The 23522-nt window shown below is 71.1% G+C and carries 23 protein-coding genes and 1 tRNA gene; 17 read left to right on the top strand and 7 right to left on the bottom strand.

Annotation, left to right across the window (positions count from 1 at the left end):
* Positions 1-75 precede the first annotated feature (75 nt).
* Positions 76-1557, bottom strand: a complete 1482-nt coding sequence (locus tag ACFVJX_RS01025) for a hypothetical protein (RefSeq protein ID WP_384123509.1) — start codon at positions 1555-1557, stop codon at positions 76-78.
* Positions 1558-1667: 110 nt separating this feature from the next.
* Between ACFVJX_RS01025 and ACFVJX_RS01020 the strand changes: the two genes are divergently transcribed.
* On the top strand, positions 1668-2444 hold the full coding sequence (locus ACFVJX_RS01020) for a methyltransferase domain-containing protein (RefSeq protein WP_384123511.1): 777 nt from the start codon (positions 1668-1670) through the stop codon (positions 2442-2444).
* A 90-nt stretch (positions 2445-2534) separates the two neighbouring features.
* Here ACFVJX_RS01020 and ACFVJX_RS01015 read toward each other — a convergent pair whose 3' ends face one another.
* Positions 2535-3266, bottom strand: a complete 732-nt coding sequence (locus ACFVJX_RS01015; protein ID WP_384123513.1) for an SMI1/KNR4 family protein — start codon at positions 3264-3266, stop codon at positions 2535-2537.
* 132 nt (positions 3267-3398) lie between these two features.
* On the opposite strand from ACFVJX_RS01015, the gene ACFVJX_RS01010 reads away from it, so the two are divergent.
* Positions 3399-3686 carry a DUF1905 domain-containing protein gene (locus tag ACFVJX_RS01010; RefSeq protein ID WP_384123514.1) on the top strand — a complete coding sequence of 96 codons (288 nt, stop codon included), beginning with the start codon at positions 3399-3401 and terminating at the stop codon, positions 3684-3686.
* Between the two features lie 82 nt (positions 3687-3768).
* Here ACFVJX_RS01010 and ACFVJX_RS01005 read toward each other — a convergent pair whose 3' ends face one another.
* The 3 genes from ACFVJX_RS01005 to ACFVJX_RS00995 are packed head-to-tail and all read right to left on the bottom strand — an operon-like array spanning position 3769 to position 6994.
* A complete protein-coding gene (locus ACFVJX_RS01005; protein WP_384123516.1) occupies positions 3769-4371 on the bottom strand; it encodes a dihydrofolate reductase family protein in 603 nt (200 codons plus the stop codon).
* Positions 4368-5309, bottom strand: coding sequence for a metalloregulator ArsR/SmtB family transcription factor (locus ACFVJX_RS01000; RefSeq protein ID WP_384123518.1), 942 nt, complete (start codon positions 5307-5309; stop codon positions 4368-4370). The genes ACFVJX_RS01005 and ACFVJX_RS01000 overlap by 4 nt, the downstream gene beginning before the upstream one ends.
* 47 nt (positions 5310-5356) lie before the next feature.
* Entirely contained in the window at positions 5357-6994 is a 1638-nt protein-coding gene (locus tag ACFVJX_RS00995; RefSeq protein ID WP_384123520.1) for an MFS transporter, read from the bottom strand.
* Positions 6995-7320: 326 nt separating this feature from the next.
* Here ACFVJX_RS00995 and yhfZ point away from each other — a divergent pair, with 326 nt between their 5' ends.
* The 13 genes from yhfZ to ACFVJX_RS00930 all read left to right on the top strand — a co-directional run bounded on the left by yhfZ (position 7321) and on the right by ACFVJX_RS00930 (position 20401).
* Positions 7321-8259, top strand: coding sequence for a GntR family transcriptional regulator YhfZ (gene yhfZ / locus ACFVJX_RS00990; RefSeq protein ID WP_384123522.1), 939 nt, complete (start codon positions 7321-7323; stop codon positions 8257-8259).
* Between the two features lie 170 nt (positions 8260-8429).
* A complete protein-coding gene (locus tag ACFVJX_RS00985) occupies positions 8430-8816 on the top strand; it encodes a transcriptional antiterminator (protein WP_384123524.1) in 387 nt (128 codons plus the stop codon).
* Between the two features lie 90 nt (positions 8817-8906).
* The gene (locus ACFVJX_RS00980) at positions 8907-9263 is read left to right on the top strand and encodes a DUF2620 domain-containing protein (RefSeq protein WP_384123526.1); all 357 of its coding nucleotides are present in this window, start codon (positions 8907-8909) and stop codon (positions 9261-9263) included.
* 42 nt (positions 9264-9305) lie between these two features.
* On the top strand, positions 9306-10640 hold the full coding sequence (locus tag ACFVJX_RS00975) for a YhfT family protein (RefSeq protein ID WP_384123528.1): 1335 nt from the start codon (positions 9306-9308) through the stop codon (positions 10638-10640).
* A gap of 48 nt (positions 10641-10688) precedes the next feature.
* Complete coding sequence (locus ACFVJX_RS00970) at positions 10689-11645, top strand: phosphotriesterase (protein ID WP_384123530.1); 957 nt, start codon at positions 10689-10691, stop codon at positions 11643-11645.
* A 1-nt stretch (position 11646) separates the two neighbouring features.
* Entirely contained in the window at positions 11647-12771 is a 1125-nt protein-coding gene (locus tag ACFVJX_RS00965; RefSeq protein ID WP_384123532.1) for an aminotransferase class V-fold PLP-dependent enzyme, read from the top strand.
* A 2-nt stretch (positions 12772-12773) separates the two neighbouring features.
* The gene (locus ACFVJX_RS00960) at positions 12774-13937 is read left to right on the top strand and encodes a YhfX family PLP-dependent enzyme (protein ID WP_384123533.1); all 1164 of its coding nucleotides are present in this window, start codon (positions 12774-12776) and stop codon (positions 13935-13937) included.
* A 10-nt stretch (positions 13938-13947) separates the two neighbouring features.
* The gene (locus tag ACFVJX_RS00955) at positions 13948-15189 is read left to right on the top strand and encodes a phosphopentomutase (RefSeq protein ID WP_384123535.1); all 1242 of its coding nucleotides are present in this window, start codon (positions 13948-13950) and stop codon (positions 15187-15189) included.
* Positions 15190-15280: 91 nt separating this feature from the next.
* A tRNA-Arg gene (locus tag ACFVJX_RS00950) sits at positions 15281-15353 on the top strand.
* A 3-nt stretch (positions 15354-15356) separates the two neighbouring features.
* Positions 15357-17654, top strand: a complete 2298-nt coding sequence (locus ACFVJX_RS00945) for a hypothetical protein (protein WP_384123537.1) — start codon at positions 15357-15359, stop codon at positions 17652-17654.
* A 151-nt stretch (positions 17655-17805) separates the two neighbouring features.
* Positions 17806-18699 carry a sigma-70 family RNA polymerase sigma factor gene (locus tag ACFVJX_RS00940; RefSeq protein ID WP_384123539.1) on the top strand — a complete coding sequence of 298 codons (894 nt, stop codon included), beginning with the start codon at positions 17806-17808 and terminating at the stop codon, positions 18697-18699.
* A gap of 130 nt (positions 18700-18829) precedes the next feature.
* Complete coding sequence (locus tag ACFVJX_RS00935) at positions 18830-19732, top strand: NADP-dependent oxidoreductase (protein WP_384123541.1); 903 nt, start codon at positions 18830-18832, stop codon at positions 19730-19732.
* 237 nt (positions 19733-19969) lie between these two features.
* Positions 19970-20401: a DUF6083 domain-containing protein gene (locus ACFVJX_RS00930; protein WP_384123543.1), complete on the top strand. Its 432-nt coding sequence runs from the start codon at positions 19970-19972 to the stop codon at positions 20399-20401.
* Between the two features lie 53 nt (positions 20402-20454).
* Here ACFVJX_RS00930 and ACFVJX_RS00925 read toward each other — a convergent pair whose 3' ends face one another.
* Together ACFVJX_RS00925 and ACFVJX_RS00920 are read right to left on the bottom strand one after the other, a co-directional pair.
* Positions 20455-20928 carry an NUDIX hydrolase gene (locus tag ACFVJX_RS00925; protein ID WP_384123545.1) on the bottom strand — a complete coding sequence of 158 codons (474 nt, stop codon included), beginning with the start codon at positions 20926-20928 and terminating at the stop codon, positions 20455-20457.
* Between the two features lie 125 nt (positions 20929-21053).
* Positions 21054-21560, bottom strand: coding sequence for a cupin domain-containing protein (locus tag ACFVJX_RS00920; RefSeq protein ID WP_384123547.1), 507 nt, complete (start codon positions 21558-21560; stop codon positions 21054-21056).
* Positions 21561-21698: 138 nt separating this feature from the next.
* On the opposite strand from ACFVJX_RS00920, the gene ACFVJX_RS00915 reads away from it, so the two are divergent.
* A complete protein-coding gene (locus ACFVJX_RS00915; RefSeq protein WP_384123549.1) occupies positions 21699-22133 on the top strand; it encodes an RrF2 family transcriptional regulator in 435 nt (144 codons plus the stop codon).
* Entirely contained in the window at positions 22130-23050 is a 921-nt protein-coding gene (locus ACFVJX_RS00910; RefSeq protein ID WP_384123551.1) for a DsbA family protein, read from the top strand. Before ACFVJX_RS00915 ends, ACFVJX_RS00910 begins: the two co-directional genes overlap by 4 nt.
* Positions 23051-23522: the final 472 nt, after the last annotated feature.

Below are 23522 nucleotides of genomic sequence, written 5' to 3'. Positions count from 1 at the left end.
CACCGCACTGACGCGCGGTGACCGGCTGGGTGGCCCCCCCATGGCCACCCAGCCGGTCACTAGTTCACTAGTTCACTAGTTCAGCATTGCCTCGCAATCATCCGTCTCGTCCTCGTCCAGAGCCTCCAGATCCCGGATGCACTCCTCAGCGACCGCCCGGGCGAACTGCGGGCAGACCCAGGCCTGCGTACTCCGTGGGTCTGCGGCCGGTGGGTGTTCGTCAGGCGCGTAGAAGTGCGGGAGCTCCGGCCGGATTTCCGCGTACTTCAAGGTCGGGTGCTCATCCTCGTGCCCGCACCCCTGCGGCCGAGCGGTGGTGGCGACCGCGCGCATCGTCGCGAGGACGTCCCGGACCACGGACGGCGGCGGAGACGGGTACGACGTCTTCAGCGCCAGGTGGGCCGTGACAAGCAGCACCGGGCGCTCGCGCTCATCGGCGTGCTCGTACCGACGGGCGGCCCACAGGCCCAGATCGTCGGCGTACCGCTCGTTCCAGCTCTTGCTGTCGAGCCGCTCCACGATCTTCTCGATCTCGAGCCGTCCGTCCGCCCGCAGATATTCGGTGTCGGCGTGGGAGGTGTCCCGGCTCCCGAAGAGTTCCTCGCGGCGCTCGCGCAGCGTCCTGAGGGTCTCTTCCGCGATCTCCGTCATGAAGACGGGGCAGAGCAGCCACTCCAGTGCCGGGCCCTCGCCTTCCTGGAGACCCTGCTCATAGACGCCCCGTCCGCCGGGGCTGCTCAGCACGACCCCGAGCTCCGCGGCATCGGGGCCGCTGTCCGGCAGTGTCGGGTGCCCGTCATGGTCGCAGGACGCGTCGGCGAAATGCGGAAGTGCGGATTCCACCGCCTCCACCAGATCGTCCAGGACCCACTTCGCCCGCACCATGCCGGAGACTGCGTACCAGGTCACCGCCCTGACGACCATGAGGTGTCCGGCACGGTCAGCGGGGCCCGAGGCGGAGAGGTTCCACCCCTGGCAGGCGATCTCCTCGTTGACGTCGGTCCACGCATCCGGGTAACCGTTCAGCAGCGCCGAGAGGGACGCTATGGAGCCCTCGGCTTCCACCGCCAAGCGGGGCGGAACGTCCGTGGCGGATCCGGGTTCGATGATGTCCATCGCGATCCGGGCGAACCCGCCTACGTTGCGCGGGCATCGCCACTCGTCCCGGGGCCGCTCCTCATCCCACTCCGCCGTGTCGTCGATGAGCCGGCCGAGCATCTCGGTGAGGCACAGATCATCAGCGCTGTCATGGCCCAGGTACGGGTGGGACGCGTGATCGCAGACCCGCCCGCTCAGGGCCGCATCGGTCGCCCTCAGCGCGGCCATCGCCCGAGGAGCGACGCCCTCACCCGGCAGCCAGGTGAGATAGGGGGCCATCACGACCAGTCCGAGCGTCCACACAAGGGCCGATCCGATACCGGGGTCGGTGCCGAGCCGCTCGGCGCAGTCGAGTACCGCCCGGTCGTACCCGTCGTCCTTCGCTGTCCGGTAGTCCTCATGGATCTCGTCCCAGGCGCCGGCCAGTTCGTCCAGGAGCGCGATGTCTATGTCCGTCATGATCGTTACGACGCATGGGGGGCCGTCCTGAGTTCCGCGGGGCGAGCCCGTGGTGCGTTCTTCCCGGTACCCGACCCCGAGCAGAAACAAAGGTTGGTTGACTGACGGTCATGACCTCAACGGTGTTCGAAACGGCAACTCCCGACTCGCTCGTCTATCTCGATCGTCTCGCCGCGACGGACCTGGGCCGCGCGTACAAGGGGCGCATGCTCGAAGAACTCGGCGTCCGGGCCGGCCAGACCGTGGTCGACCTCGGCTGCGGCCCCGGTACCGATCTCCTCGCCCTGGCCGAAGGAGTGACGGCGACAGGAGCGGTCATCGGTATCGACCACGACCGCGCCGCTGTGGACGCCGCCAGGGAACGCACCACCGAGCACAGGACGGTCGATGTGCGCCTCGGTGACATCCAGGACCTCCCCCTGGCGGACCGCACAGCGGACCGCGCCCGTACGGACCGGGTACTGCAGCACGTCGAGGACCCGCTGCTCGCGCTCCGCGAAATCCACCGTGTTCTACGGCCCGGCGGGCGGATCGTCATGGGCGAGCCCGACTGGGACACCCTGGCCGTCGACCACCCGGACAGCGGCCTCTCGCGCGCCTACACCCGGTACGTCACCGACGAAGTCATCCGCAACGCGCGCATCGGTAGACAGCTCCCCCGACTGGCGGCAGAGGCCGGCTTCACGGTACCCACGGTCATCCCGGTGACACCCGTGTTCCGGGAGGTCCGGGCCGCCGACAGGATCCTCGGACTGGAACGCACCACACAACGCGCCGTCGCCGCCGGTTACTTCACCGACGAAGGTGCACGACGCTGGCTGGACCACCTGGCCAACGGCCCCTTCCTCGCGGCGGTGACGTTCTACATCGTCGTCGCCGAGTCGTAGCCGTCACCACCGCCGGGTGTGCGAGGGCTCCTTCAGGACGGACAGCGACGAAGCCCGGTGACAACGCTGCGCCGGGACCGCGGACCGGGTCTACCGGAAATCGTTCATCCAGTCGCCCGGGATCAGCTCTCGGATGCCGTCCAGGGCTGATTGAGTACGGCCACGAGCCAGAAGACACGCCCCGTCGTCGTCCCGCAGGAGCACGTCGCGCCCCAGGAACCAACGGACAGCGCCCTCCTGCTCGGCCGTCGAACATTCCGGCAACGGCAGTCGTGCGCAGTTCTGTTCCAGTACCTCGACGCCGTGGTGGTCGAAGTCGCCGAGGAAGTCGCAGAGCCCGTCATCGGCCTGCAAGGACTCCGACAACACGATCTCGACAAAGCACAGGGACAGCCGTTCCAGCCACCTTTCCCAGCACTCCGCGGACTTGTCGGCCAGGTCGGCGCGCACGAACACGGCCGGATCCTCGGCCGACAGTTCATCGAGGAGGATTCCCCAGGAAGCAGCGCCCTGGTTCTCGTGCCGGAACACCAGTGCCTCCTCCGCCTCGTCGACATGCAGCTGGGACGGGCCGAGCAGGACGTCGTGATTACTGGTGATGTCCTGTCGGCGGCCGAACAGCAGATAGGCCTCGCGCAGTGCCAGGGGCAGCCGGATGCCGAGCCTCTCCTCCGCCGCCGCGAGATCCGCCTCGGCCCACCCGTCGCCGTCGCTGAGCGCGGCGGACCAGTTCTCGGCGAACCCCCGAACGAACTCCCATGCACCACCGCGGTCTTCAACACCCACGGCGAGCGAGTGCGCCATGTCGAACTCACGTGTCATGTCGGCACGATATCGGCTCCACCCGCTTCGGGCTCTGCCTGCCTTCGGATCCCAGGAGCGGCTGGAGCCCCTGGTCACGCCCCATGTACTCTGCCCGGATTCCCGCCCTCCTCGACGAAACGGATCGGCCTCATGAACGTGGTGTTCACCGGCATCGTGATCGAATGGCGCGGGCCTTCACCGTTCTACTTCGTCGCCGTGCCCGAGGAACAGGCAGCCGACATCCGCGAGGTGGCCGCGATGGCCTCGTACGGCTGGGGCGTGATCCCGGTCGAGGCCCATATCGGCGACACCGTCTTCACCACGTCGCTCTTCCCCAAGGACGGTGGCTATCTGCTGCCTCTCAAGAATGCTGTGCGCAAGCCGCAGCGTCTCTCGGCCGGCGACGACGTCAGCGTGGAGATGACCGTCCGGCTTTAGCGTCTGGTGGGCACGGAACTCGCCCACGCTACGGCGCCCGTACTACGGCACACAGCTCGTCGCTCGCGTTGATCGGCGGGGCTCAGCGGACCCGGTCGTAGACGAGGGCAAGCGTGCCGTGCTCGCCGGCAGTCTGACTGACGAGCGACCACTGTTCCGCGGGCAGTCCGTCGTCGAACAGGCGCGGCCCGCCGCCGAGGAATACGGGAAAGACCGTGAGCGCCAGCCGGTCGACCTTGTCCGCCGCCAGCAGGGCCTTGATGACGCTCGCGCTGGAAAGCACGAGGATGTCGCCCCCTTCGGCCGTCTTGAGCTCGGTGGCCAACTCCGCGGTCGGCTTGTCGACGATCGTCGTCCGCTCCCACGGCGCCTCGTCGAGGGTGGAGGACAGGACCACCTTCTCGGCGTCCACGAGCCACTTCGCGAAGCCCTCGTCGCGCGGGTCGGCCCCCTCCATACCGATGACGGTGGGCCAGAACCCCAGGAACCCCTCGGCGTTGACCCGGCCGAGCAGGGCCGTCGTCGCCGACTCCCAGAGGCCCGTCAGATGGTCCCGGGCGACGTCGGTGACCGCGTACGGCATCACCCAGCCCATGTCGAGCGGGTTGTCCGGACCTGCGTAGTGGCCGTCGAGCGAAAGGCTCATGTTGGTGACGATCCTGCGGCCGGCGGTCTGCTCTGTCATTTCGCGCTCCTCGAACGGGTCTGGGTGCCTTGGGTTTCGGTGCTGCCCTGGGCTTCGGTGGCGCCCTGGGCTTCGGTGGTGTCCTCGGACTCGGTGTCCTGGTTGTCGGCGATCCGGTGCGAGTCCTCGGTGACGGTCACCGCCAGCTTGTCGAGACTCTGGCCGAAGCCGATCTCGATGCCCGCGATGAAGTCCGCCGAGTCGACGGCGCTTTCGGCGATCCTGTAGTGGACGGCGAGGTCCGTGCCCGTATCGGTGGGCCGGAGGTCGAGATCGACGTGCGCGGTGAAGGCGGGGCCACCGTCGGGAAGCAGCGGGGAGAGCCGGTAGGCGAGGCGCTCACCGGGGCTCATCTCCTCGACAGCTCCTTCGGCCCGCCCCGCGACCGCGTCCGATCCGTCCGCGTCCTCGGCATCGCGGTACTCCTGCACGATCCGCCCGCCCGGGCGCGCCTCGAAGACGAGCTCGGAGACACGCAGGTCGTCCGGTGTCCACCACCGGGCGAGCAAGGAGGCCTCGGTCAGGTGGCGCCACACGAGGTCGGGGCCGGCAGCCATCGAGCGGCGGAACGTGAACGAGCGCCCGTCCGCCCAGCCCGGCGCATCGGCGGCGAGCCGCTCCGCGTGGACGCTGAGCCCGTAGCGGTCGTAGGTGGCGCCCAGGCCGTCCGTCCGCTCCGCGGTGTCCGCGATTCGGCTGAGCACAGCCGCGAGTTCACGCAGTGGAGTGGACCGGAGGGCGTATATGCGGCGCTGCCCGGTGCGCTGGGAGGTGACGACACCGGCACGCTCCAGCGTCTGGAGGTGCTTGGTCGTCTGCGGTTGGCGCGCCTCGGCGAGCTGGGCGAGGACGCCGACCGAGCGGGGGTGCTCGGCGAGCAGCCGCACGAGCCGCCAGCGGGCCGGGTCGGCCAGTGCGATCAGGAGTGCATCCGTCATGGACACCAGTATTCCCCTGAACGAATATTCGTGTCAAGGAATATTCGTCACGCGTGCGGTGCGGGCGTCGCGGGCTCCTCCGGTCGGGCGATCCCGGGGTCCTTCGTCACGCGCGTCCCCGGGTGCCACAGCGAGCAGAGGAAGGCGAGTGCGAGGGCACCGGCCATGCCGTAGAAGACCCACTGGTTCGCCTCGGCGAAGTCCATGCGGATCGACTGCATGGAATCCCTGGTGAGTTCGGCGATCCGGCCCCCGCCCGTGGGCCCTCGCGCGTCCGCGTTCCCTGTGACGGCCTCGGCGATGTGGTGGGCGGCGTCGTGGGCGGGGCCGCGCGGCACGCCCTCCGCCCGCAGCGTCTGGCCGACGCGGTTCACCGTGACGTGCGTCAGCACGGTGCCGAAGATCGCCAGACCGATGCTGGCGGCGAAGTTGCGGACCGTCTGGGTGATGCCGGTGACCTCACCGTACGATGCGCCGATCGACCGGTTGACGGCATCGGTCGAGGCGGGCGCCAGGATGAAGCCGATGCCCGCACCGGCGATCGCCGCGTACAACCACTGGTCGTGCATCGAGAGCGTCGTCAGCTTGCCGGCCCAGAGGGCGAAGCCGACCGCGCCGACCGCGGCACCGAGCTTCAGGGCCGGACGGGCTCCACGCTTGTCCAGGATGCGCCCGCCCCACTGGGAGGCGAGGGCGAATCCGACGAAGAAGTACAGCAGGTAGAGGGCCGCCTGGTTGGGAGAGGCGCTGAGGGAGACCTGGGCGTAGACCGAGGCGAAGAAGAGCACCGGCACGAAGGCCGTCATGGCGAAGAAGAGCACGGCCATGTCCACCGCGAAGGCCCGGTCCCGGAAGACCTGGAGCTTGATGAGCGGATGGCGCCGGCGCAGCTCGAAGCGGCAGAACCAGGCGAGGACCGCGAGCCCCACCACGATGCACACCCAGGTCCGCCAGGTGTCCCAGCCCCAGGACGCGGACTGCTGGAGGCCCAGCACGGTCAGCCCCATGCCCACGGCCATGAGCACGGTTCCGGGCACGTCCAGTGGTTCCCGGTTCGAGCTCTCGGGGATGCGCGCGAGCAGCGCGAGCACGATCGCGATCACGGCGATGGGGACGTTGATCCAGAAGATGGCCCGCCACGTCCAGCCGGTGAGCCATCCGCCCAGCAGCGGACCGATGGCCGTGAGCGCGCCCGAGACACCGAAGAACAACGCCAGCGCACGCCCGCGCCGTTCCACCGGGAAGACGGCGATGACCACGGCGAGCGCCGCCGGGAACATGAAGGCCGCGCCGACGCCCTGGATCGCCCGGAACCCGATCAGCCACGCCTGGGCGTAGGAGCCCGTCGGCACGGCGCCGCAGAGCGCCGACGCGATGACGAAGACCAGCGTGCCCAGGAGCATGATGCGGCGGTGGCCGTAGATGTCGGACAGCCGGCCGCCGAGCGCGAAGAAGGCGGCGAGGGTCAGCAGATAGGCGTTGATGACCCACTGCATCTGCGAGGAGGTGAGGCCCAGCTCGTGGATGATGTCCGGCGCGGCGATCGCCACGATGGTCTGGTCGATGAACGTCATCGACACGGCGAACATCATCGCGGCGAGCGCGAGTGCCTGATTCGGCGGACCGCTCGCGCCGGCTCTCGCCGGCTTGTGCGGGCCCCCTGCCTGTGGAGCCGAATTGCCCATGGCGCAATGTTCCCCGCCACCGCGCGCGTGCGCACGCCGGCCGCCCGGCGGACGCGTCGAACGGGTGGCCGTCCCCCGGGAGTTCCCCGGCCTGGGTCCCCGTCGGGCTCGCCCGCCGTCCCACCGGTTGGTCCCGCGAACCGTGCTGGGCCCGGAGCCCGGGGCTTTCACGTACCCGCGCGACCTCCATCATGAGCACGCCGCCTCCCGCACCACGGGCGGAACGGCGCGCTTTTCGGCCCCTCGTCGCCATCCACGTGCGGCCCGCACGACCTGCACGGTTCACACCCTTGTCAGTATCCAGAATCCTGGTTACTGTTTGATTCGTGAACGATTTCGACAACCGCTTCCTCACGCGCAACGGCCTCGCCGCACGGCAGCTCGCCGTCCTGCTCCTGCATCACGAGCCGGACACCCGACTGCCCCGCGTGCGCGACTTCGCGGAGGAGCTGGGCTGTGGAAACGGCACCGTTCAGGCCGCCCTCCATCTGCTGGAGGAGTCCGGAGCGATCTCCACCACCGCGCGCGGCCATCTGGGCACGTTCCTCGTCCACTCGGACCGCGCCATCCTCTGGCGGCTGTCCGGCCTCGGAACCCTCCTGGCCGCGATGCCACTCCCCTACTCGCGACGTTACGAGGGTCTGGCGACCGGACTGCGCAGCGCGTTCGAGGAGGCCGGCGCACCGTTCGCGATCACGTTCATGCGAGGGGCCGGAGCACGGACGGCCGCGCTGCTGGAGGGCAAGGTCGACCTGGTCGTCCTGTCGCGTTTCGCCGCCGACCAGCTGATCGCCGAGCACCCGGTGGAGCTGGTGGCCGACCTGGGTCCCGCCACCTACGTCGGCGCGCACGGCATGCTGGTGCGGCACGGAGTGGACCTGGACGCGCCGGGACTGCGGGTGGCGGTCGACCACGCCTCGGAGGATCTGCGGATGCTCGTGGAGCGGGTCTTCGCCGGCCGGACGGACGTCGAGTGGCGGGAGGCGTCGTACATGCAGCTGGGCGACCTGTTCGCCAGGAACGAGGTCGACGCGACGGTCTGGAACCTGGACGAGGCGCAGGACCGGCTCGGGATCGGCGTCGACGTGCTTCCACTGGGCGACGAGGTCACTCGGGAGCTGGCCCTGCGCAACTCCACCGCGGCCGTGATCGGCCGGTCCGAGGGGGCCAAGGCTCTCGCCGCGGTCCGCGACTCGTTGGATCTGTCGCTCGTGACACGACTGCAGAGTGAGGTGCTCCGTGGTGAACGCGTCCCCTCGTACTGATCGTATTGACCGACGGGACCGACGGGACCGACGGGACCGGAGCCGTGCCGGTCCACGGGCCCGGAGCCGTTCCGACCAGCGGGTTCAGTGACCGGGGTCTCATAACTCCAGGGAGTCGTTCGCCCTGAAAATACAAAATCCTGGTTACTGTTGATTTTAGGAGGATCATCATGGACGACCAGCTCGCACTGCGGATCCAGCTCTTTCGCGAAGGCGGTCAGGTCAAGCCCGAGGTGGCGGACTTCGTCACCACCGAGCTGGCCTCCCTGGAGGCCGAGGGCCGCACGGTCACCGAGGCGACGGCGGGCATGCTGACCAGCCATCTGATGATGGCGCTCGGCCGGCTGCTGGACGGCGAACCCATCGAACAGTTCCTCACCGACGAGCAGGTCGCCGCCGAGCTGGCGGGACATCCCGGCGCGGTCGCCCGCGCCCGCGCCGTCTCGGCCCGTGCCGAACGGGAGCTGGGGACCGCTCTTCCCGAGTCCGAGGTCAACTTTCTCGGCATGCACCTGGCCGTACTGGACCAGCAGTCCCCCGCCACGCCCACGTCCTGACCGGTCGCGGCGGGCGGCACAGCCCATCACGCCACCGAACTCGTACTCGTACCGACGAACCGACGAACCGAGACAGAGAGAAGAACAGCCATGACGAAGATCCTCACCGGTGGAGTCGGCAAGGCCGAGGTCACCGCGGCCATCGGAGGGCTCGGCATCGATTCGCTCGACGTCGTCGCCTCCAGCGACATGGACGCCGCGTTGAAGCTCCGCGCCGGCCAGGCCGACTACTACCTCGGCACCTGCCACACCGGCGCGGGCGCCTCGCTCGGCGTGCTCGTCGGTCTCATGGGCAGCGCCGTCTGCCACACCTTCGGGCGGAGCGTCCCGAGCGAGGAGACGGTCGCCCAGCTGCTCGCCGACGGCAAGAAGGTCTTCGGCTTCTCGATGGACCAGATCGATGTCATCGCCCCCCTCATGGCGCGCACCATCGCCGCCCGCGGCTGATCCCAGCCTCTTCTCATCATCCCGGGCACCAAGGAGTGACTCGTGAGCACCACACTCGCAGCCGGCGCCAACCTGGACTTCACGCTGGCCCAGCAACTCACCGTGATAGCCCTCTGTGCGCTGACGGCCTACATCTCGCACATGGCCCTGGCCGTCTTCAACGACGGGGTACGGCCCTTCATGCTGGACTTCATCCAGGGGCGCACCACCCGCAGCGCGACGACGGCTGTCTCCTTCGGTCTCTCCGCCGGATTCATCTTCGGACTCGGTGCCCCGATGGCCCTGTCCACCGGCGTCCTCAACCCGTGGCTGGTCTTCCTGCCCACGGACATCCTCGGGATGCTGGCGCCGAAGAAGTGGCTCGCACCGATTCTCGGCGGCGCCTGGGGGGCGGTGGTCGTCTTCGGTCTGAACGGGGCGAACAACGTCGCCCACGACCTGCCGGTCGACTTCCTGACCGCGATGCAGCAGATGTCGACGCCGATCCTCTTCCTCTTCTCGCTGTTCCCGGTGCTCGCCATCACCAAGCAGTTCGGGCGCAAGTGGGGCGGGATCGCGGGCGTTCTCGAACTGGCCCTCGTCGTCATGACCATGAAGCTGTGGCCGAACATGTTCGCCGGAGCGCTGGCCATGGCCGTCGGTGTGCTGATGCTCATCGGGCTCGCCGTCTCCAAGGACGTCCGGCAGCGCCGGGCCGACCGTGCGGCGGGCGTCGAGGAGATCGTCCTGGAGGACGATCCGATGGCGTCGCTGTTCAGCGCCAGCGCGGCCCGGCTGCGCAGGTATCTGCCGCTGTTCATGGTGCTCGGGGCCGGCGTCTGTGTGCTCGCCCAGATGCACATATTCGGCGGCGGTGAGGCGACCAGCTTCCTGATCGCGAAGGGACAGTACTCCGAGGCGGCCCAGGTCGACTTCTACCGGGTGTTCGGCTTCATCCCGCTGATCGCGACGACCGCGCTCGCCTCCGGCGCGTACGGCATCGCCGGATTCACGCTGGTGTACCCGATCGGCTACCTGATGCCGAACCCGTTCCTGGCGGCTGTCGTCGGTGCGCTCGTGTTCGCCGCCGAAGTGCTGGCCCTCTCCTGGATCGGCCGGGTCCTCGGCAAGCTGCCCAGCGTCCGGGACTCCTCCGAACATCTGCGCAGCGCCATCGGTGACACCCTCCAGCTGGCGATCCTCTTCGGTTCGCTGATGGCCGCCAACGCCATGGGCGGCGGACTCGGCATCCTCGTCGTCGGCGGGCTCTACCTGCTCAACGAGGCGATGGGCCGTCCTGTCGTGAAGATGGCCGCCGCGCCGGCGGCCGTGATCGTCGGCGGCATTCTGCTCAACATCCTGTACTGGCTCGACCTGTTCACCCCGATCAAGGGCTGACCGCCCAGTGACCGCACCGGGTCCGTACGCGAAGAAGGAACCCCCACGATGAACCACCCCGCCCCGCACACCCTGCGCACCGTCAGCGGCGATCTCGCGACCGCTTCGGTACGTGGCCCCGCTCTCGCCCACGAGCATCTGGTCCTCGACCTGGACCAGCGGGGCGACCGCGCGGCCGTACTCGACCCGCGACTCCACGCGGCGGCCGTGACCGCCGAGCTGGGGGCGCTGCGGGAGGAGTTCGGGCTCTCCCTCGTCGTCGAGCTGACCTGCCGGGGCATGGGGCGCGACGTCCCCGCCCTGGCCGCGATCGGCCGGGAGGCACAGGTCGCGGTGGTCGCAGCGACCGGCTGGTACTACGAACCGTTCCACACGCCGGAGATCGAGACCGCGGACGTGGAGCAGCTCACGGAGGTCCTCGTCCGCGAGAGCGAGGACGGCATCGGCGGTACGGGTGTCCGGCCGGGCGTCCTCGGTGAGATCGGCAGTCACGGGGATGTCCCGACGGCTGCCGAGGCCAAGGTCCTGCGGGCCGGCGCGCGGGCCGCGCGGGCCACCGGCCTCTCGCTCGCCACCCACGCGCAGTTGGGCCGGGGCGGCCTCGCCCAGCTGGAACTGCTCACCGGCGAGGGGCTGCCCGCCCACCGCGTCAGCATCGGCCACCAGGACCTGCTCGACGACCCGGGTGTCCACCGGGAGCTCGCGGCGAGCGGGGCGTACGTCGCGTTCGACACGGTGGGCAAGTCGTCCTACCAGAGCGACCGGACCAGGCTGCGGCTGCTGCTCGCCCTCGTGGAGGCCGGCCATGCCGACCGGGTACTGCTCAGCTGCGACATCTCACGCCACGGCTACCTCCGGGACGAGGGCGGCCAGGGCTACGGGCATCTCTTCCGGAGCTTCCTGCCCGAGCTCCGGGCGGCGGGCGCCGACGAGGAGCTGATCGACCTGCTGACCCGCCGCAATCCCCTGCGCTTCCTGACCGGCGCGAGTGCCGAGGAGAACTGACATGAGCCCCGTACCCCCCGTGCTTCCCGTCACCTTCCCGCTGGCGACCGTCGCTCTGGACGATGCCGTCACCAAGCAGTTCCGGCTGCTGGAGGCCACCGCGGCACACTTCGAGGGACAGCAGCTCTTCTCGTCCGACGCAGGGGTCGTCCCCGGCCTCGGCCGGCCCCGCACCACCGCCCGCGTCGAAGCCGTACTGGCCGACTTCTTCGGGGCCAGGGACGCCGCCTTCGTCCAGGGCGCTGGCACCGGTGCGATCCGGGCCGCCCTCAACGCGGCCGTCCGGGCGGGCGACCCGCTGCTCATCCACCGGGCCCCGGTCTACCGCACGACGGAGGTCACCCTGAGGGGCATCGGTGTGGAGAGTGAGGAGGCCGACTTCAACGACGCCGAGTCGCTCCACGCGGCGCTGGCGTCCGGGCGGTTCCGGTGGGCGTACATCCAGCACACCCGTCAACGGCTCGCCGACTCCTACGATCCGGCCGAGGTCATCGCCGCCTGCCGGGCTGCCGGGGTCCGCACGATCGTCGACGACAACTACGCCGTCATGCGCACGCCGGCCGCCGGTGTGGAACTGGGCGCCGACGCCTCCTGTTTCTCCCTCTTCAAGTTGCACGGCCCCGAGGGAGTCGGCCTCGTCGTCGGCGCCCGGGACCTCGTCGAACACATCCGCCGCGACAACTACTCCGGCGGCGGACAGGTCCAGGGCCATCAGGCACTCGACGCCCTGCGCGCCCTCACCCACGTTCCCGTCATGTGGTCCGTGCAGTCGCAGGTGGGCGCCGAGGTCGCGAAACGGCTGACGGCCGGTGAGGTGGAGGGCGTGGCCGAAGTCCGTATCGCCAACGCCCAGGACCGCTGCCTGCTCGTACGTCTGGACCGGCCCGTCGCCGCGGAACTGCCCGCCGTCGCCGCCCGTTTCGGAGCCGCCCCCTACCCCGTCGGCTCCAACTCCCGCTACGAGATCGCACCGCTCTTCTACCGGATGTCCAGCTCGGCTCTCGACGACTCCCCCGAACTCGCCGACTGGACCGTACGCATCAACCCGATGCGGGCGGGCGCGGATCTCGTCATCGACATCCTGCGCCGCGCGCTCGCCGCCCTGGACGACCCGAAGGACGACTGACCGTGTTTCTCGACACCGTGCTCACCCGCAACCCCGGGCTCGTCGACGCCGCGGCCGCGCTCCACCGGGACGGCGCCATCCCGCCCGACACCTACGTCGTGGACCTGGACGCCGTCGAGGCCAACGCCGCGCTGCTCGCGACCGAGGCCGAACGCCTCGGCATCAGCCTGTGGTTCGTCGTCAAGCAGCTCGGCCGCAACCCCGAACTGATCCGGGCCATCGCCCGGCACATCCCCCGCTCCGCCGCCATCGACCCGGCCGAGGCCCGCACCCTGCACGCGGCCGGCGCGCGGCCCGGCAACCTCGGCCACCTCGTGCAGATCCCCCGGCGCGCGCTGCCCGAGATGCTGGCCTGGCGTCCGGAGACCGTCACCGTCTTCGACCTGGCCAACGCCCGCGCCGTCTCCGACGCGGCACGCGAACTCGGCTTCGTCCAGGACGTCCTGATCCGGCTGGAAGGCGCCGGCGGAGCCGTCTACCCCGGCCAGGAGGGCGGCGTCCCGCTGGAGCGGCTGGACGCCTTCGCCAAGGACGCCGAAGCACTGGACGGGATCCGGATCGCGGGCGTCACCGCTTTCCCGTGTGTCCTGTGCGACCCCGCGACGGGGGTGCCGGCCGCCACTGCCAACTTCGGCCTGGCGCTCGAGGCCCGCGAACTCCTGTCCGCGCGCGGACACCGCGATCTCAAGCTCAGCGCCCCCAGCGCCACCTCGATGGCCTCCCTCCCGCTGCTCGCCGAGCTCGGGGCCACGCACGGCGAGCCGGGCCACGCCCTCACCGGGACGACCCCGTTGCACGCCATCGATCCGGCACAGCCGGAGAAACCCGCGTACGTGTACGTCAGCGAGGTCGCGCACACCCTGGACGACGGCCGCCCGGCGATATTCGGCGGCGGCTTCTACACCCGCTCGCACATCCGGAGCGCCCTGCTGCCGCGCACCGGAGCCCGCCTGGGCGTGCAGCCCGCACCCGCCGAGAACATCGACTACTACCGGCTGCTCGACGCGCCCTCCCGCGCGGCGGACGTCCGCGTCGGGGACACCGCGCTGCTGGCCTTCCGCACGCAGATCTTCGTCACCCGCTCGACCGTCGCCGTCGTCTCCGGACTGGACTCCGGCAGCCCTCGGCTGAATGGGCTGTACGACGCCCACGGCCGAGCCCTGTAAGGAGCACCTCATGGCCAAGACCGTCATCGTCGTCATCGACGGGTTCGGCGTCGGGGCGATGCCCGACGCGGGTGCCCTGCGCCCCGGCGACCTCGCCGCCGACACCTGCGGACACGTACTCGACCACTGCCGCGCCTCATTCGGGCGGCCCCTGCGCCTGCCGGTGCTCGGGGCGCTGGGGCTCGGGCTCGTCCACGCGCACCCGGACCTGGCACGCCGCACCCATCTGCCGGTGGCCGCGGGCCGGGCCGCGCTCGGCTATCCCGGCGCGGACACCTTCGCGGGCCACCAGACCATGATGGGCGCCGACTTCAGCCATGTGACGGTCGCCAGACTCGCCGACCACCTCGGCGAGGTGTCCGCTGCGCTCACGGCCGCCGGGCACCGGGTCGAACCGCTGGACGGAAAGCCACTGCTCGTCGTCGACGGGTCGGTCCTGGTCCACGACAACCTGGAGGCCGACCCCGGGATCAACTGGAACGCCTCCGGCCGCCTCGACGACCTCCCCTTCGAAGGGCCCGGTGGCATCCTCGCCATCGCCCGTACCGTGCGCGCCGTCGCTCCGGTCGCGCGCGTCATCGCGGTCGGCGGGCACGCGGACGGCCCGCTCCCCGGCTTCGTCCGCCCAGGAGACGGCGGGACGATCGGTCTGGACACCCCCGCCTCCGGTTTCTACCGCAACGGCGGCCTCCAGGTTCAGCACCTGGGCGCCCCGCTGGACCACACCCGCCAGCTTCCGGAGCTGGCGGCGCGGGCCGGCATCCCGGTCACCCTGGTGGGCAAGGCCGCCGACATCCTGGAGTGCGGGGCGGCGATCCGTCATCCGGCCGTCGACACCGCAGACGTCCTGTCGCACACCCTGGACGCGGTACGCGCGGAGGGCGACGCGCTCGTGGTCGCGAACGTCCAGGAGACGGATCTGGCGGGGCACCAGCAGGACACCGACCGGTACGGACACCTGCTGGAGCAGGTTGACGCGGGACTCGCGGGACTCGTGGCGCTTCTCGCGGATCCCGGCGACCGGCTGATCGTCACCGGCGACCACGGAAACGACCCCACCATCGGCCATGCGCTGCACACCCGGGAGTACGTGCCGGTGCTCATCCACCGGCCCGGCGCCGACGGGGTGGAACTCCTCCCCGACGCGCACAGCCTGGCGGACGTCGGTGCCACCGCCGCCCTGGCGCTGGCTCTGGACCCCGAGGACCTCGCGGGCGGGGCCCCGCTGCACACCGGTCGACGCGCGGCCTGACCGGCGACCGCCCCGCCGGTGGCCACCGCCGCCGGTGGAGGGAGAAAACTGCTTGTCCCGGCACCGGCCCGGCGCCTAGTGTCGCCTCCATCGGCGTGTAGCTCAGTAGCCAGAGCACCGGGCTCCGGACCCGGAGGGCGCAGGGGCGGAACCTGCCACGCCGGCTTATGAACGACGACGCTGAGCAGCAGCTTTCCGCACCGTCCGGTGATTCCGCGAACTATCCCCGCGCCATGCTGGCCCAGGCCTTCCTGACCTCGCTGACGCATGGCGAAGCCGATACGCGTGAGCGGGCGGCAGGCCGCGTCGACCGCTGGCGGGCCGTGCTCGCCAAAATGGCCGACGGCCGTCTGACCATCGGTTCACGCACCCCGGTGGCGGGGCTGCCCGCCTGGGTGACCCCCGAGGTCGTACGAGGAGGGTTCGCCACCTCCGAAGCGGCCGCCGAGGGCCCGCTCCAGCCGTACGAGTACGAGGCCGCCGCGTCGGCCGGGATACCCGCCGGGCGCCGTGCGCTGTTCGCGTACTGCCTCACCGAGCCGGGTCTCGACCGGCTCGGCAGGCTTCTCGACAGCGGCCGTTACGAGGTCCTGGTGCCCGAGGAAGCCGCGCTGCTGATGGTGGCGTGGCTGGTGCGGGCCGGTGATGTGCCCGCTGCGCTGGAACTCGTCGACATCCTGGAGCCGTGGGCCGACCGGCTGCGCTTCCTGCCTCGCCCTTCCGGCCTCCCCGCTCCGGACGTCGATGCGGTGCACCGGCGCACGGTCGGCGACGCCGGTGCGTCCCTCGCCGCCAGGCGGCCCAACTCCGCGGTGGAGACCCAGCGCGAGGCGCTCGCCGTCTGGCAGCCCTTCGGCGACGAACTGCTGGCCCATTGGCTGGAGACCGCCGGTGCCGGACGGGCCCTGGACCGCGTACCCGACGCCGACTGGCTGGAGCGCGGTGCCGTGCTCCTGCGCCGTTACCGGAAGCTCGCGGCCGTCCACACGCGCTGCACCAAGCACCGCAGGCCGAAGGAGAACCTGGGCATCCTGCGTGGCGCCCTGGAGGAGACCGTGGCCGGACGGCCGCTGGACGCGCGCCGGACGGGACTCCTGCGTCACGCGGTGGAATCCATGGTCCGCCGGCGTGGCCGTCCCGGCTCCGTGCGCCACGGTGAACTGCGCGCCGCGCAGGCGGCGCAGGCCGCCCGGCCCTCGCACCACGCAATCGCCCGACTGGTGTTCGACCGCCTGTCCGGACTTCCGCAGCAGACCGGCGCGGCTGATGTGGCACCGCTGGTCGCGGATGTCTCCGCCCGCGAGGCAGCGGAGAGCGGACTGCCCTCGGGAGCGGTGGTCCCGGCAGCTGTGCGGCGCGTGGTGGAGGCCGCGCTGAGCGCCCCGGTCACCACGCTCGTGGAGCGCGGTGTGGTGCCGTCGGCCGAGGTCCTGGCCGAACTGGTGCCGCAGCTGGTCGCCTCCACCCACGCGCAGGCATACCGGGACGAGGCGCTGCGCACCCTGATGGCCGCCGACTACCGGGCGTTCCGCAACCGGCGCTCGCTTCTGCTGCTCGACCTCGAACGGCAGGTGCGCGTCGAGGAACTGCCGTGGGTACGCGCGGCGGCCGGGCATCGCTGCGACAGCGACGGCCGCGGGCCCGCGCACACCGCGCTCCGGCAGCTCGGCGAACTGGCCGTGCAGGCGTTTCCCGGCACGATCCTTCCCAACCCGCTGGTCCGCGAACTCGGTGTGCTCGCCCGGCAGGCCGAGGCCGGGGCACCGCTGGTGGAGGAGTTGGCGTCGGACATCTTCATGGGCACCTTCACCCCGAAGTTCCTCGCCGCGGCGCGGGTCGCCGCCGAACTGCTCGGCGGCACACTGTACGAGCGCTACTACGGCATCGACTACGCGGCGGTCCGCAACCTCGCGATCAGCGAGGCGAGCGACTCGCTGAACCGTACGCACCGGGCGCGCACCTCTCCCGGTTTCGCGAAGCTGTGCGCCGAGCGAGCGGACGCCTCCGGCACCCGTGGCTGGTCGGTGGCGGCCAACGGCAAGGTCATCGAGCAGTCCCAGATCCTCACCACCCACAATCTGGCCACCCTGGTCAGCCGGGTCGGCATCAGACCGGAGCCGGGATGGGAGGTGCTGGCACTGCGCTGCTTCACCACCGTGTGCGCGATGACGGCCCGGATACACGGCAACCCGCGTCCGCTGTCCACCATCAAGGACGCGGCGTACGCGTGGCGGCAGATGGTGTTCCACCTGTCGCTCTGCGATCCCGCGGGCCGGGCCCGGGTGCTGAACCGGCTGGACGAGGAGGCGGCCCGCTTCCCCGGTCATGTCGCGGCCCGGCTCGCGCCGGCGCTGACCGGACTGCGACAGACCGCGTCGGGGGGCGTACCGGACGCCGGCGCGGGACGCCGCTTCCTCGGCTGGACGACCGAGGACCACTGGATGCGACCGGCCCCCGTGGCCTGACCATGGGTACGGGCCACCAGGCGGCTCCGCGTTCACCGGCTCCTGCCCGGGTTTGCCGTACGTGCTCGCCCGGTCTGTCCGTTCATCGGTTACCTCGGCCCCTGTGGGCTCGTCACAGGCATGACGGAACCCGCTCGAGGAAGGCAGCGACATGACCGCACCGGCTCCGGACGACCCAGCTCCGGCCGACGCCCTGGCGGAAGCCTTCGAGCAGCAGCGCGGCCGCCTCGTGGCGGTGGCCCACCGGATGCTCGGTTCGCGGGCGGACGCCGAGGACGCGGTGCAGGAGGCATGGCTGAGGCTGGCGCGCCAGGACGCGGCCTCGATAGGCAACCTCGCGGCCTGGCTGACCACCGTGGTCGGCCGGGTCTGCATCGACGTGCTGCGCTCGCGCAAGGCCAGGCCGGAGGCTTCGTTCGACGACAGGCTGCCCGAACTGCTGGTTGTCGAGGACTCTGACGGGGCACCCGAGGACGACGCACTGCTCGCCGAATCGGTCGGGACGGCACTGCTGGTGGTGCTCGATACGCTCCGCCCGGCGGAACGGCTGGCGTTCGTGCTGCACGACATGTTCGCGGTGCCGTTCGACGAGATCGGCCAGATCATCGGCAGGTCAGCGGACGCCGCCAAGATGCTCGCCAGCCGGGCCCGTCGGAAAGTACACGACACGCCCCGTCCGGCCGCTGAGCGGCAGCGGCAACGCGCGGTGGTCGACGCCTTCCTGGCGGCAGCACGGAGCGGAGACTTCGAAGGGCTGCTGCGCGTGCTGGACCCGGACGTGACGTGGCGTTCTCACTCCGCGCGTGGCGTGGTCGTCAGGACCGGGGCGGCCGAGGTGGCAACCCGGGCCCAGCGCGGTGCTCGCGCCGCGGTGACCGCGCGCCCCGCCCTGGTCGACGGTGAACCCGGGATCGTGGTGTGGAGTGCGAACGGCAGGCTGCTGGGCGTGATGGCGTGCTCGGTGGCCGACGGCCGGATCGTCGAGATCCTGTCGATCAGTGACCCGGAACGCCTTGCGGCCATTGTCCCGGGTCATCCGGCATGACGTTTTCACCGAATCATCAGGTGCGATGTCCGGAGGGACGTCATCCCTCACGTACGGTGTTCGCGGCGAGCCGCGTGCGCTGTCGAACGCGCCGCACACGTACCGCCCTTGGTCGAGATCGGAGCGAAGAATGAAGGCAGCCCGCTACAGCCGTTTCGGGGGCCCGGAGGTCCTCGAGATCGTGGAGCTCCCCGATCCCCACCCGGGTCCCGGGCAGGTCCGGATCGCGGTACGCGCGGCCGGGGTCAACCCGAGCGACTGGAAGAAGCGCCAGGGCCTCATGGACGAGGAACTCCCGCAGACGATGGGCCATGAGGCGTCGGGCGTCGTCGACGAGCTCGGCGAGGGCGTTACCGATGTGAGCGTCGGCGACCGCGTCTTCGGCTTCTCCACCGAGGGCGCCGCCCAGGCAGAGCTGGTGGTGCTGTCCCACTACGCGCCGGTCCCGCCGTCGCTCGACTTCGCGGGCGCCGCGGCGCTGCCCGCCGCCGTCGAGACGGCCACCCGGGCGCTCGACGGGCTCGGCGTCGTGAGCGGCGGCACGCTGGTGGTCAACGGTGCCTCCGGAAGTGTCGGGAGCGCCGCTGTGCAGCTCGCCGTGGTGCGCGGCGCGCGCGTGATCGGTATCGCGAGTCCGGCGAATCACGGCTACCTGCGCTCGCTGGGGGCCGAACCGGTCGCCTACGGCGAGGGCCTCACCGAGCGGGTCCGCGCGCTCGCTCCCGACGGCGTCGACCTCGCGCTCGACGTGGCAGGCAGTGGAGTGCTTCCCGAGCTCATCGCGCTCGCGGGCGGCGCCGAACACGTCATCACGGTCGCCGACTTCGCCGGCGCCCGGGAGCACGGGGTGGTGTTCAGCCGCGGCGACGCCGGTCGCGCGGTCCACGCGCTCGGGGAGATCGGCGAGCTCATCGGGTCCGGTCGCTTCTCGCTCCCGGTCGCGCGGACGTTCCCGCTCGCCGAGGTCGCGGAGGCGCACCGGGTGGGCGAGCAGGGCCATGTGCGCGGAAAGCTCGTACTGCTGGTCGGCTGACGCGGCATCGGCACGTGGAGGGGGCCATAGCTCAAGGCCCTCTGGTGTTCCCCGGCGGGGCCGGGGAACAGTTGGCCGGCGCGCCCTGCCCGCGGACACGCGCTCCCGCCGAGCACCGTCAGGCCCTCGCCGCCACCCACCGCAGGCCCCCATGCCGATGTGGGAACGGTTCTGCCGTGCCGGCGTGGCCGGATCGCGTCCTACCGCATGTGGCGGCCTGTCCGGACCCTGGGACAGATGGGGGACACCGAGAACAACACGCCCTGCCCGGACCGCCCCGACCCCGCGCTACTGGCCGCCCTCGAAGGCGCCACCGCGCCACCACCGCCCGCGCGGCCCGAGTGCCCGCACTGCGGCCTCCCGCAGGACCGCTACCCCACTTACTACACCGGGCACTGGGTGCTCCTCGAACCCCGCATCGTCGTGGCCGCGCACACCGTCCCCCCGCGCCGGCGGTGGATCCTCACCCAGGACGGCAGGGCGATGAACCTGTGGGACGCCGAACCCCTGCCCGGGGCTCGGTGCCGGATCGCGCACCGGACCGTCTGCCCGTACCTGCACCGCGAGGACGAGCCCCTGTGGGTCACTGCCGTCCGGCAGGAGAACGAACGCCGGGCGCAGCGCCTGTTCGAACTCCCCGGCACATGGGCGTTCCCGGACGCCGGCTGAGCGGTCCGGCCTCCGCCGAGGACCGCGGGCACGGGTACGGCTCGGTGGCGTGCTCAGTGTCGGAGCAGGCCACCGAGCTGTACGGGAGCAACGTGGCCCGTCGCCGGAGCGGTCTGCGCCAGGGCGAGGCCGATGTCGACCAGCGAGGACCGGCCGAGGCGAGCGACGTCGGGGACCGGTGTCCAGACCGACTCGGCAGTTTCGCCGTTCGGCTCGGGCCTGAGCCGGCCGCCCGTGATGCGGACCTCGTAGAAGATACCGATGTTCTGCAGTTCGGGACTGCCGGGCAGGCGGCGTTCCGCAGCGGGGATCACCCGTGAGTCCACGCCCAGCAGACGTTCGACCACGGCGTCCGATCCGGTCTCCTCGGCAACCTCCCGGATCACCGCGTCGAACGGATCCTCGGCATGCTCGACCCTGCCGCCCGGAAGCGTCCACGTCTTCCTGCCGCCCGGCTCCACCGCGTGCGCGAGCAGCACGCGCCCGTTCTCGATGCACACGGCGTACGCCGCCAGTCGCAAATCCATCTGCCGAGGCTACCGACGCGGACGGCGGCCGACGCTCTCGTACAGATCGTAGGACCGGTGCGGGTTCTCCGTGCCCGTGAAGAGCCGGACGGTGGTCGCGCCGGAGGCACCTGGCGGTGCGCCCTTCAGTCCTGCGGGTCTCCGAGCACGTACAACCGGGGGAGGTTGACGACGATCGCCTCCTGCGTGCTGCGCGCGATGACGACCACGGCCTCCTCCGCCGGGTCCGGGTTCTCCTCCCGGTGCGGGACGAAGGGCGGAACGAAGATGTAGTCGCCGGGTGAGGTGCGCAGCCGTACCTCCTCCGGTCGGCCGCCCGAGTCGTCCAGGAACACGAACTCGGGGTGTCCGCTGACCACATGGATGGCGGTCTCGGACTCGCCGTGGTGATGGTCGGAGGAGGAGGTCGCGGGGGCCACGTGGGTCTGACCCATCCACAACCTCTCCGCGCCGACGGTCTTTCCGCTGACGGCGGCGAACCTGCGCATGCCTCCGGTCTGGGCGGTGTCGCCGTCCAGAGCGTCCGCACGGATGTGGTGCACCCGGCTGCGCAACGGCGCGGCCGACCGGTCCGGGGCGTGGTGGAGGTGAGGATGGAAGCCTTCACCGGGGGTCGTCAGCGGCTCGCTCATGGCAGGGACGCTAGAGCGGCGGAGAAAAGGATGTCAAGAGGTGTCCATTGCCCTTCACCTGCGGCAATGTTCCCGCAATGTGGGGGCGGAGCTCCGCGAAGCCCTTGTCGCGCAACGGTCGTCGGGCATGATGTGAGCATGCATATCTCCGCGAAGGCGGACTACGCCACGCGGGCCCTCCTGGAGCTCGCCCGTGAGCCTGGCCGTCCTCTGACCTGTGAGGCCATCGCCTCCTCGCAGGAAATCCCGTTCCGGTTCCTGAAGTCCGTCGTGGGTGAGTTGCGCAGAGCCGGCCTGGTGCGCAGCCAGCGCGGCTGCGAGGGCGGTTACTGGCTGGGCAGACCGGCCGGCGAGATCGCCCTTCTGGACATCGTGCGTGCCGTCGACGGCGAAGTGATCACCCTGCGCGGCGAGCCCCTGGCCGCGCTCGACTACCCCGGCCCGGCCGTGGGCCTGCCCGGTGTGTGGCGGCAGGTCGAGGCGGAGGCGACGGCGGTCCTGGGCGGACGCACCCTGGCTTCACTGCTGCCCGCGGGCGTGCTGGAGCGGCCGTCGGGGGTCGGCGTCTCGTGACGGGCGCACCGCAACCGCCGCCCGTGGTGGAGGTGGTGGAGTACACCGATCCGATGTGCCCCTGGGCCTGGGGTTCGGAGCCCGTCTTCCGCCACCTGCGGGCGGCCCTGGCAGGCCGGGTCCGCTGGCGGCGGTCGTACGCCATCCTCTTCGACGCCGACGACGATCCACCGCCTGACCCGGCGGCCGAGACGGCCTGGTACGCGAGCTACGTGGAGGAGATCGGCTCGCACACCCGGGCACCCCGCGCGGTCCGGCTGAGCCGGGTCGCCGCAAGCTCCTGGCCCTCATCGCTCGTGGCCAAGGCCGCGGAGCTCCAAGGTCCCGGCGTGGCCGAACGGGTGCTGCGGCGGCTGCGGGAGACCGTGTTCGTGCTCGGGGAGCCGGCGGACACCATCGCACTCGCCCTGGCCGCGACGCGGGGCGTGCCGGGTCTGGACGCGGGCCGGCTGATGTCCGACGCGGCCTCGGCCGACGTACTCGAACGGGTACGGGCCGACCGGGCGGAAGCGCGCCGCCCCGTGCCCGAAGTGCTGTCCGTGCGCGACGGATCGCCACACCCCGGTGCGGCCAAGCCGACCCCCGACGACGGGTTCCGGTACGCGCTGCCGACCCTCCTGTTCCGCTCCCCCGCCGGGTACCGGGTGGTGCCCGGTTGGCGGCCCCTGGAGGCGTACGCCGGGGCCGTCGAGGAGCTCTGCCCCGGACTGCTGGAGACCCCCGCACCTCTCCCCCCGGCGCAGGCACTGGAACGTCACCGGAGCCTGAGCGGACCGGAGGCGGAGCTGCTCGCCGAAGGGGGCCGGCCGCCGTCGGACGCGGTCCGGGTGGATACCGGGAACGGGCCGTTGTGGCTCCACCCCGAGGAGGCCGCGGTGCACCCGGCTACCGGTCCCAGGCCCTCGGCAGGGCTCTGATCTGCGGTCAGAGACCGTTCCACCGAATGAGACACCAATTGGTGTCCATTGACAGACGCCGACGGCTGCCAGCAGGATGTGCACCATGTTCACGACGCACCCCGGTGTGGTGTGCCGATACGTGGATCTTCGGCGCACCTCCAGCGCACTCTGTCGCTGATCGGCCACCGCTCCGATCCACAGGCCCCGCCTGACGCCCGCCGGCAGCACTGACTGCCCGTTGCCGCGCCGAGCCGCGCCTGTCCCCCGCACTTCCGCCTTCGCGCTCCGCCGCGCACCGTCGCGCGCCGGAACCCGCACCCCGGCCCACCCCTGAGCCCAGGCGCTCCTTCCGGAGCGCCGTCCCACGCACGGCCGGGTCTCCACCCTCCTCCCCGCCCACCCCTGGCCGAGGGCCGGCCCGCCCGCGTGCCCGAAGGCCTGCCCCGCCTCCCCTGTCCGCACGCCCGTGTGCCGGCCAGCGGTCCGGCGC

Origin of the sequence: Streptomyces sp. NPDC127177, from assembly GCF_042672475.1 — a bacterium.
GTDB lineage: Bacteria > Actinomycetota > Actinomycetes > Streptomycetales > Streptomycetaceae > Streptomyces.
Note: the sequence above shows the minus strand (reverse complement) of the source record. Positions and strands in the feature narration are given on the sequence as shown.

Bases quoted from the DNA above. Each gene is read 5' to 3' on its own strand.
- ACFVJX_RS01025 (WP_384123509.1), bottom strand. From the start codon at position 1,557: ATGACGGACATAGACATCGCGCTCCTGGACGAACTGGCCGGCGCCTGG.
- ACFVJX_RS01020 (WP_384123511.1), top strand. From the start codon at position 1,668: ATGACCTCAACGGTGTTCGAAACGGCAACTCCCGACTCGCTCGTCTAT.
- ACFVJX_RS01015 (WP_384123513.1), bottom strand. From the start codon at position 3,266: ATGACACGTGAGTTCGACATGGCGCACTCGCTCGCCGTGGGTGTTGAA.
- ACFVJX_RS01010 (WP_384123514.1), top strand. From the start codon at position 3,399: ATGAACGTGGTGTTCACCGGCATCGTGATCGAATGGCGCGGGCCTTCA.
- ACFVJX_RS01005 (WP_384123516.1), bottom strand. From the start codon at position 4,371: ATGACAGAGCAGACCGCCGGCCGCAGGATCGTCACCAACATGAGCCTT.
- ACFVJX_RS01000 (WP_384123518.1), bottom strand. From the start codon at position 5,309: ATGACGGATGCACTCCTGATCGCACTGGCCGACCCGGCCCGCTGGCGG.
- ACFVJX_RS00995 (WP_384123520.1), bottom strand. From the start codon at position 6,994: ATGGGCAATTCGGCTCCACAGGCAGGGGGCCCGCACAAGCCGGCGAGA.
- ACFVJX_RS00985 (WP_384123524.1), top strand. From the start codon at position 8,430: ATGGACGACCAGCTCGCACTGCGGATCCAGCTCTTTCGCGAAGGCGGT.
- ACFVJX_RS00980 (WP_384123526.1), top strand. From the start codon at position 8,907: ATGACGAAGATCCTCACCGGTGGAGTCGGCAAGGCCGAGGTCACCGCG.
- ACFVJX_RS00970 (WP_384123530.1), top strand. From the start codon at position 10,689: ATGAACCACCCCGCCCCGCACACCCTGCGCACCGTCAGCGGCGATCTC.
- ACFVJX_RS00965 (WP_384123532.1), top strand. From the start codon at position 11,647: ATGAGCCCCGTACCCCCCGTGCTTCCCGTCACCTTCCCGCTGGCGACC.
- ACFVJX_RS00955 (WP_384123535.1), top strand. From the start codon at position 13,948: ATGGCCAAGACCGTCATCGTCGTCATCGACGGGTTCGGCGTCGGGGCG.
- ACFVJX_RS00945 (WP_384123537.1), top strand. From the start codon at position 15,357: ATGAACGACGACGCTGAGCAGCAGCTTTCCGCACCGTCCGGTGATTCC.
- ACFVJX_RS00940 (WP_384123539.1), top strand. From the start codon at position 17,806: ATGACCGCACCGGCTCCGGACGACCCAGCTCCGGCCGACGCCCTGGCG.
- ACFVJX_RS00935 (WP_384123541.1), top strand. From the start codon at position 18,830: ATGAAGGCAGCCCGCTACAGCCGTTTCGGGGGCCCGGAGGTCCTCGAG.
- ACFVJX_RS00930 (WP_384123543.1), top strand. From the start codon at position 19,970: ATGGGGGACACCGAGAACAACACGCCCTGCCCGGACCGCCCCGACCCC.
- ACFVJX_RS00925 (WP_384123545.1), bottom strand. From the start codon at position 20,928: ATGGATTTGCGACTGGCGGCGTACGCCGTGTGCATCGAGAACGGGCGC.
- ACFVJX_RS00920 (WP_384123547.1), bottom strand. From the start codon at position 21,560: ATGAGCGAGCCGCTGACGACCCCCGGTGAAGGCTTCCATCCTCACCTC.
- ACFVJX_RS00915 (WP_384123549.1), top strand. From the start codon at position 21,699: ATGCATATCTCCGCGAAGGCGGACTACGCCACGCGGGCCCTCCTGGAG.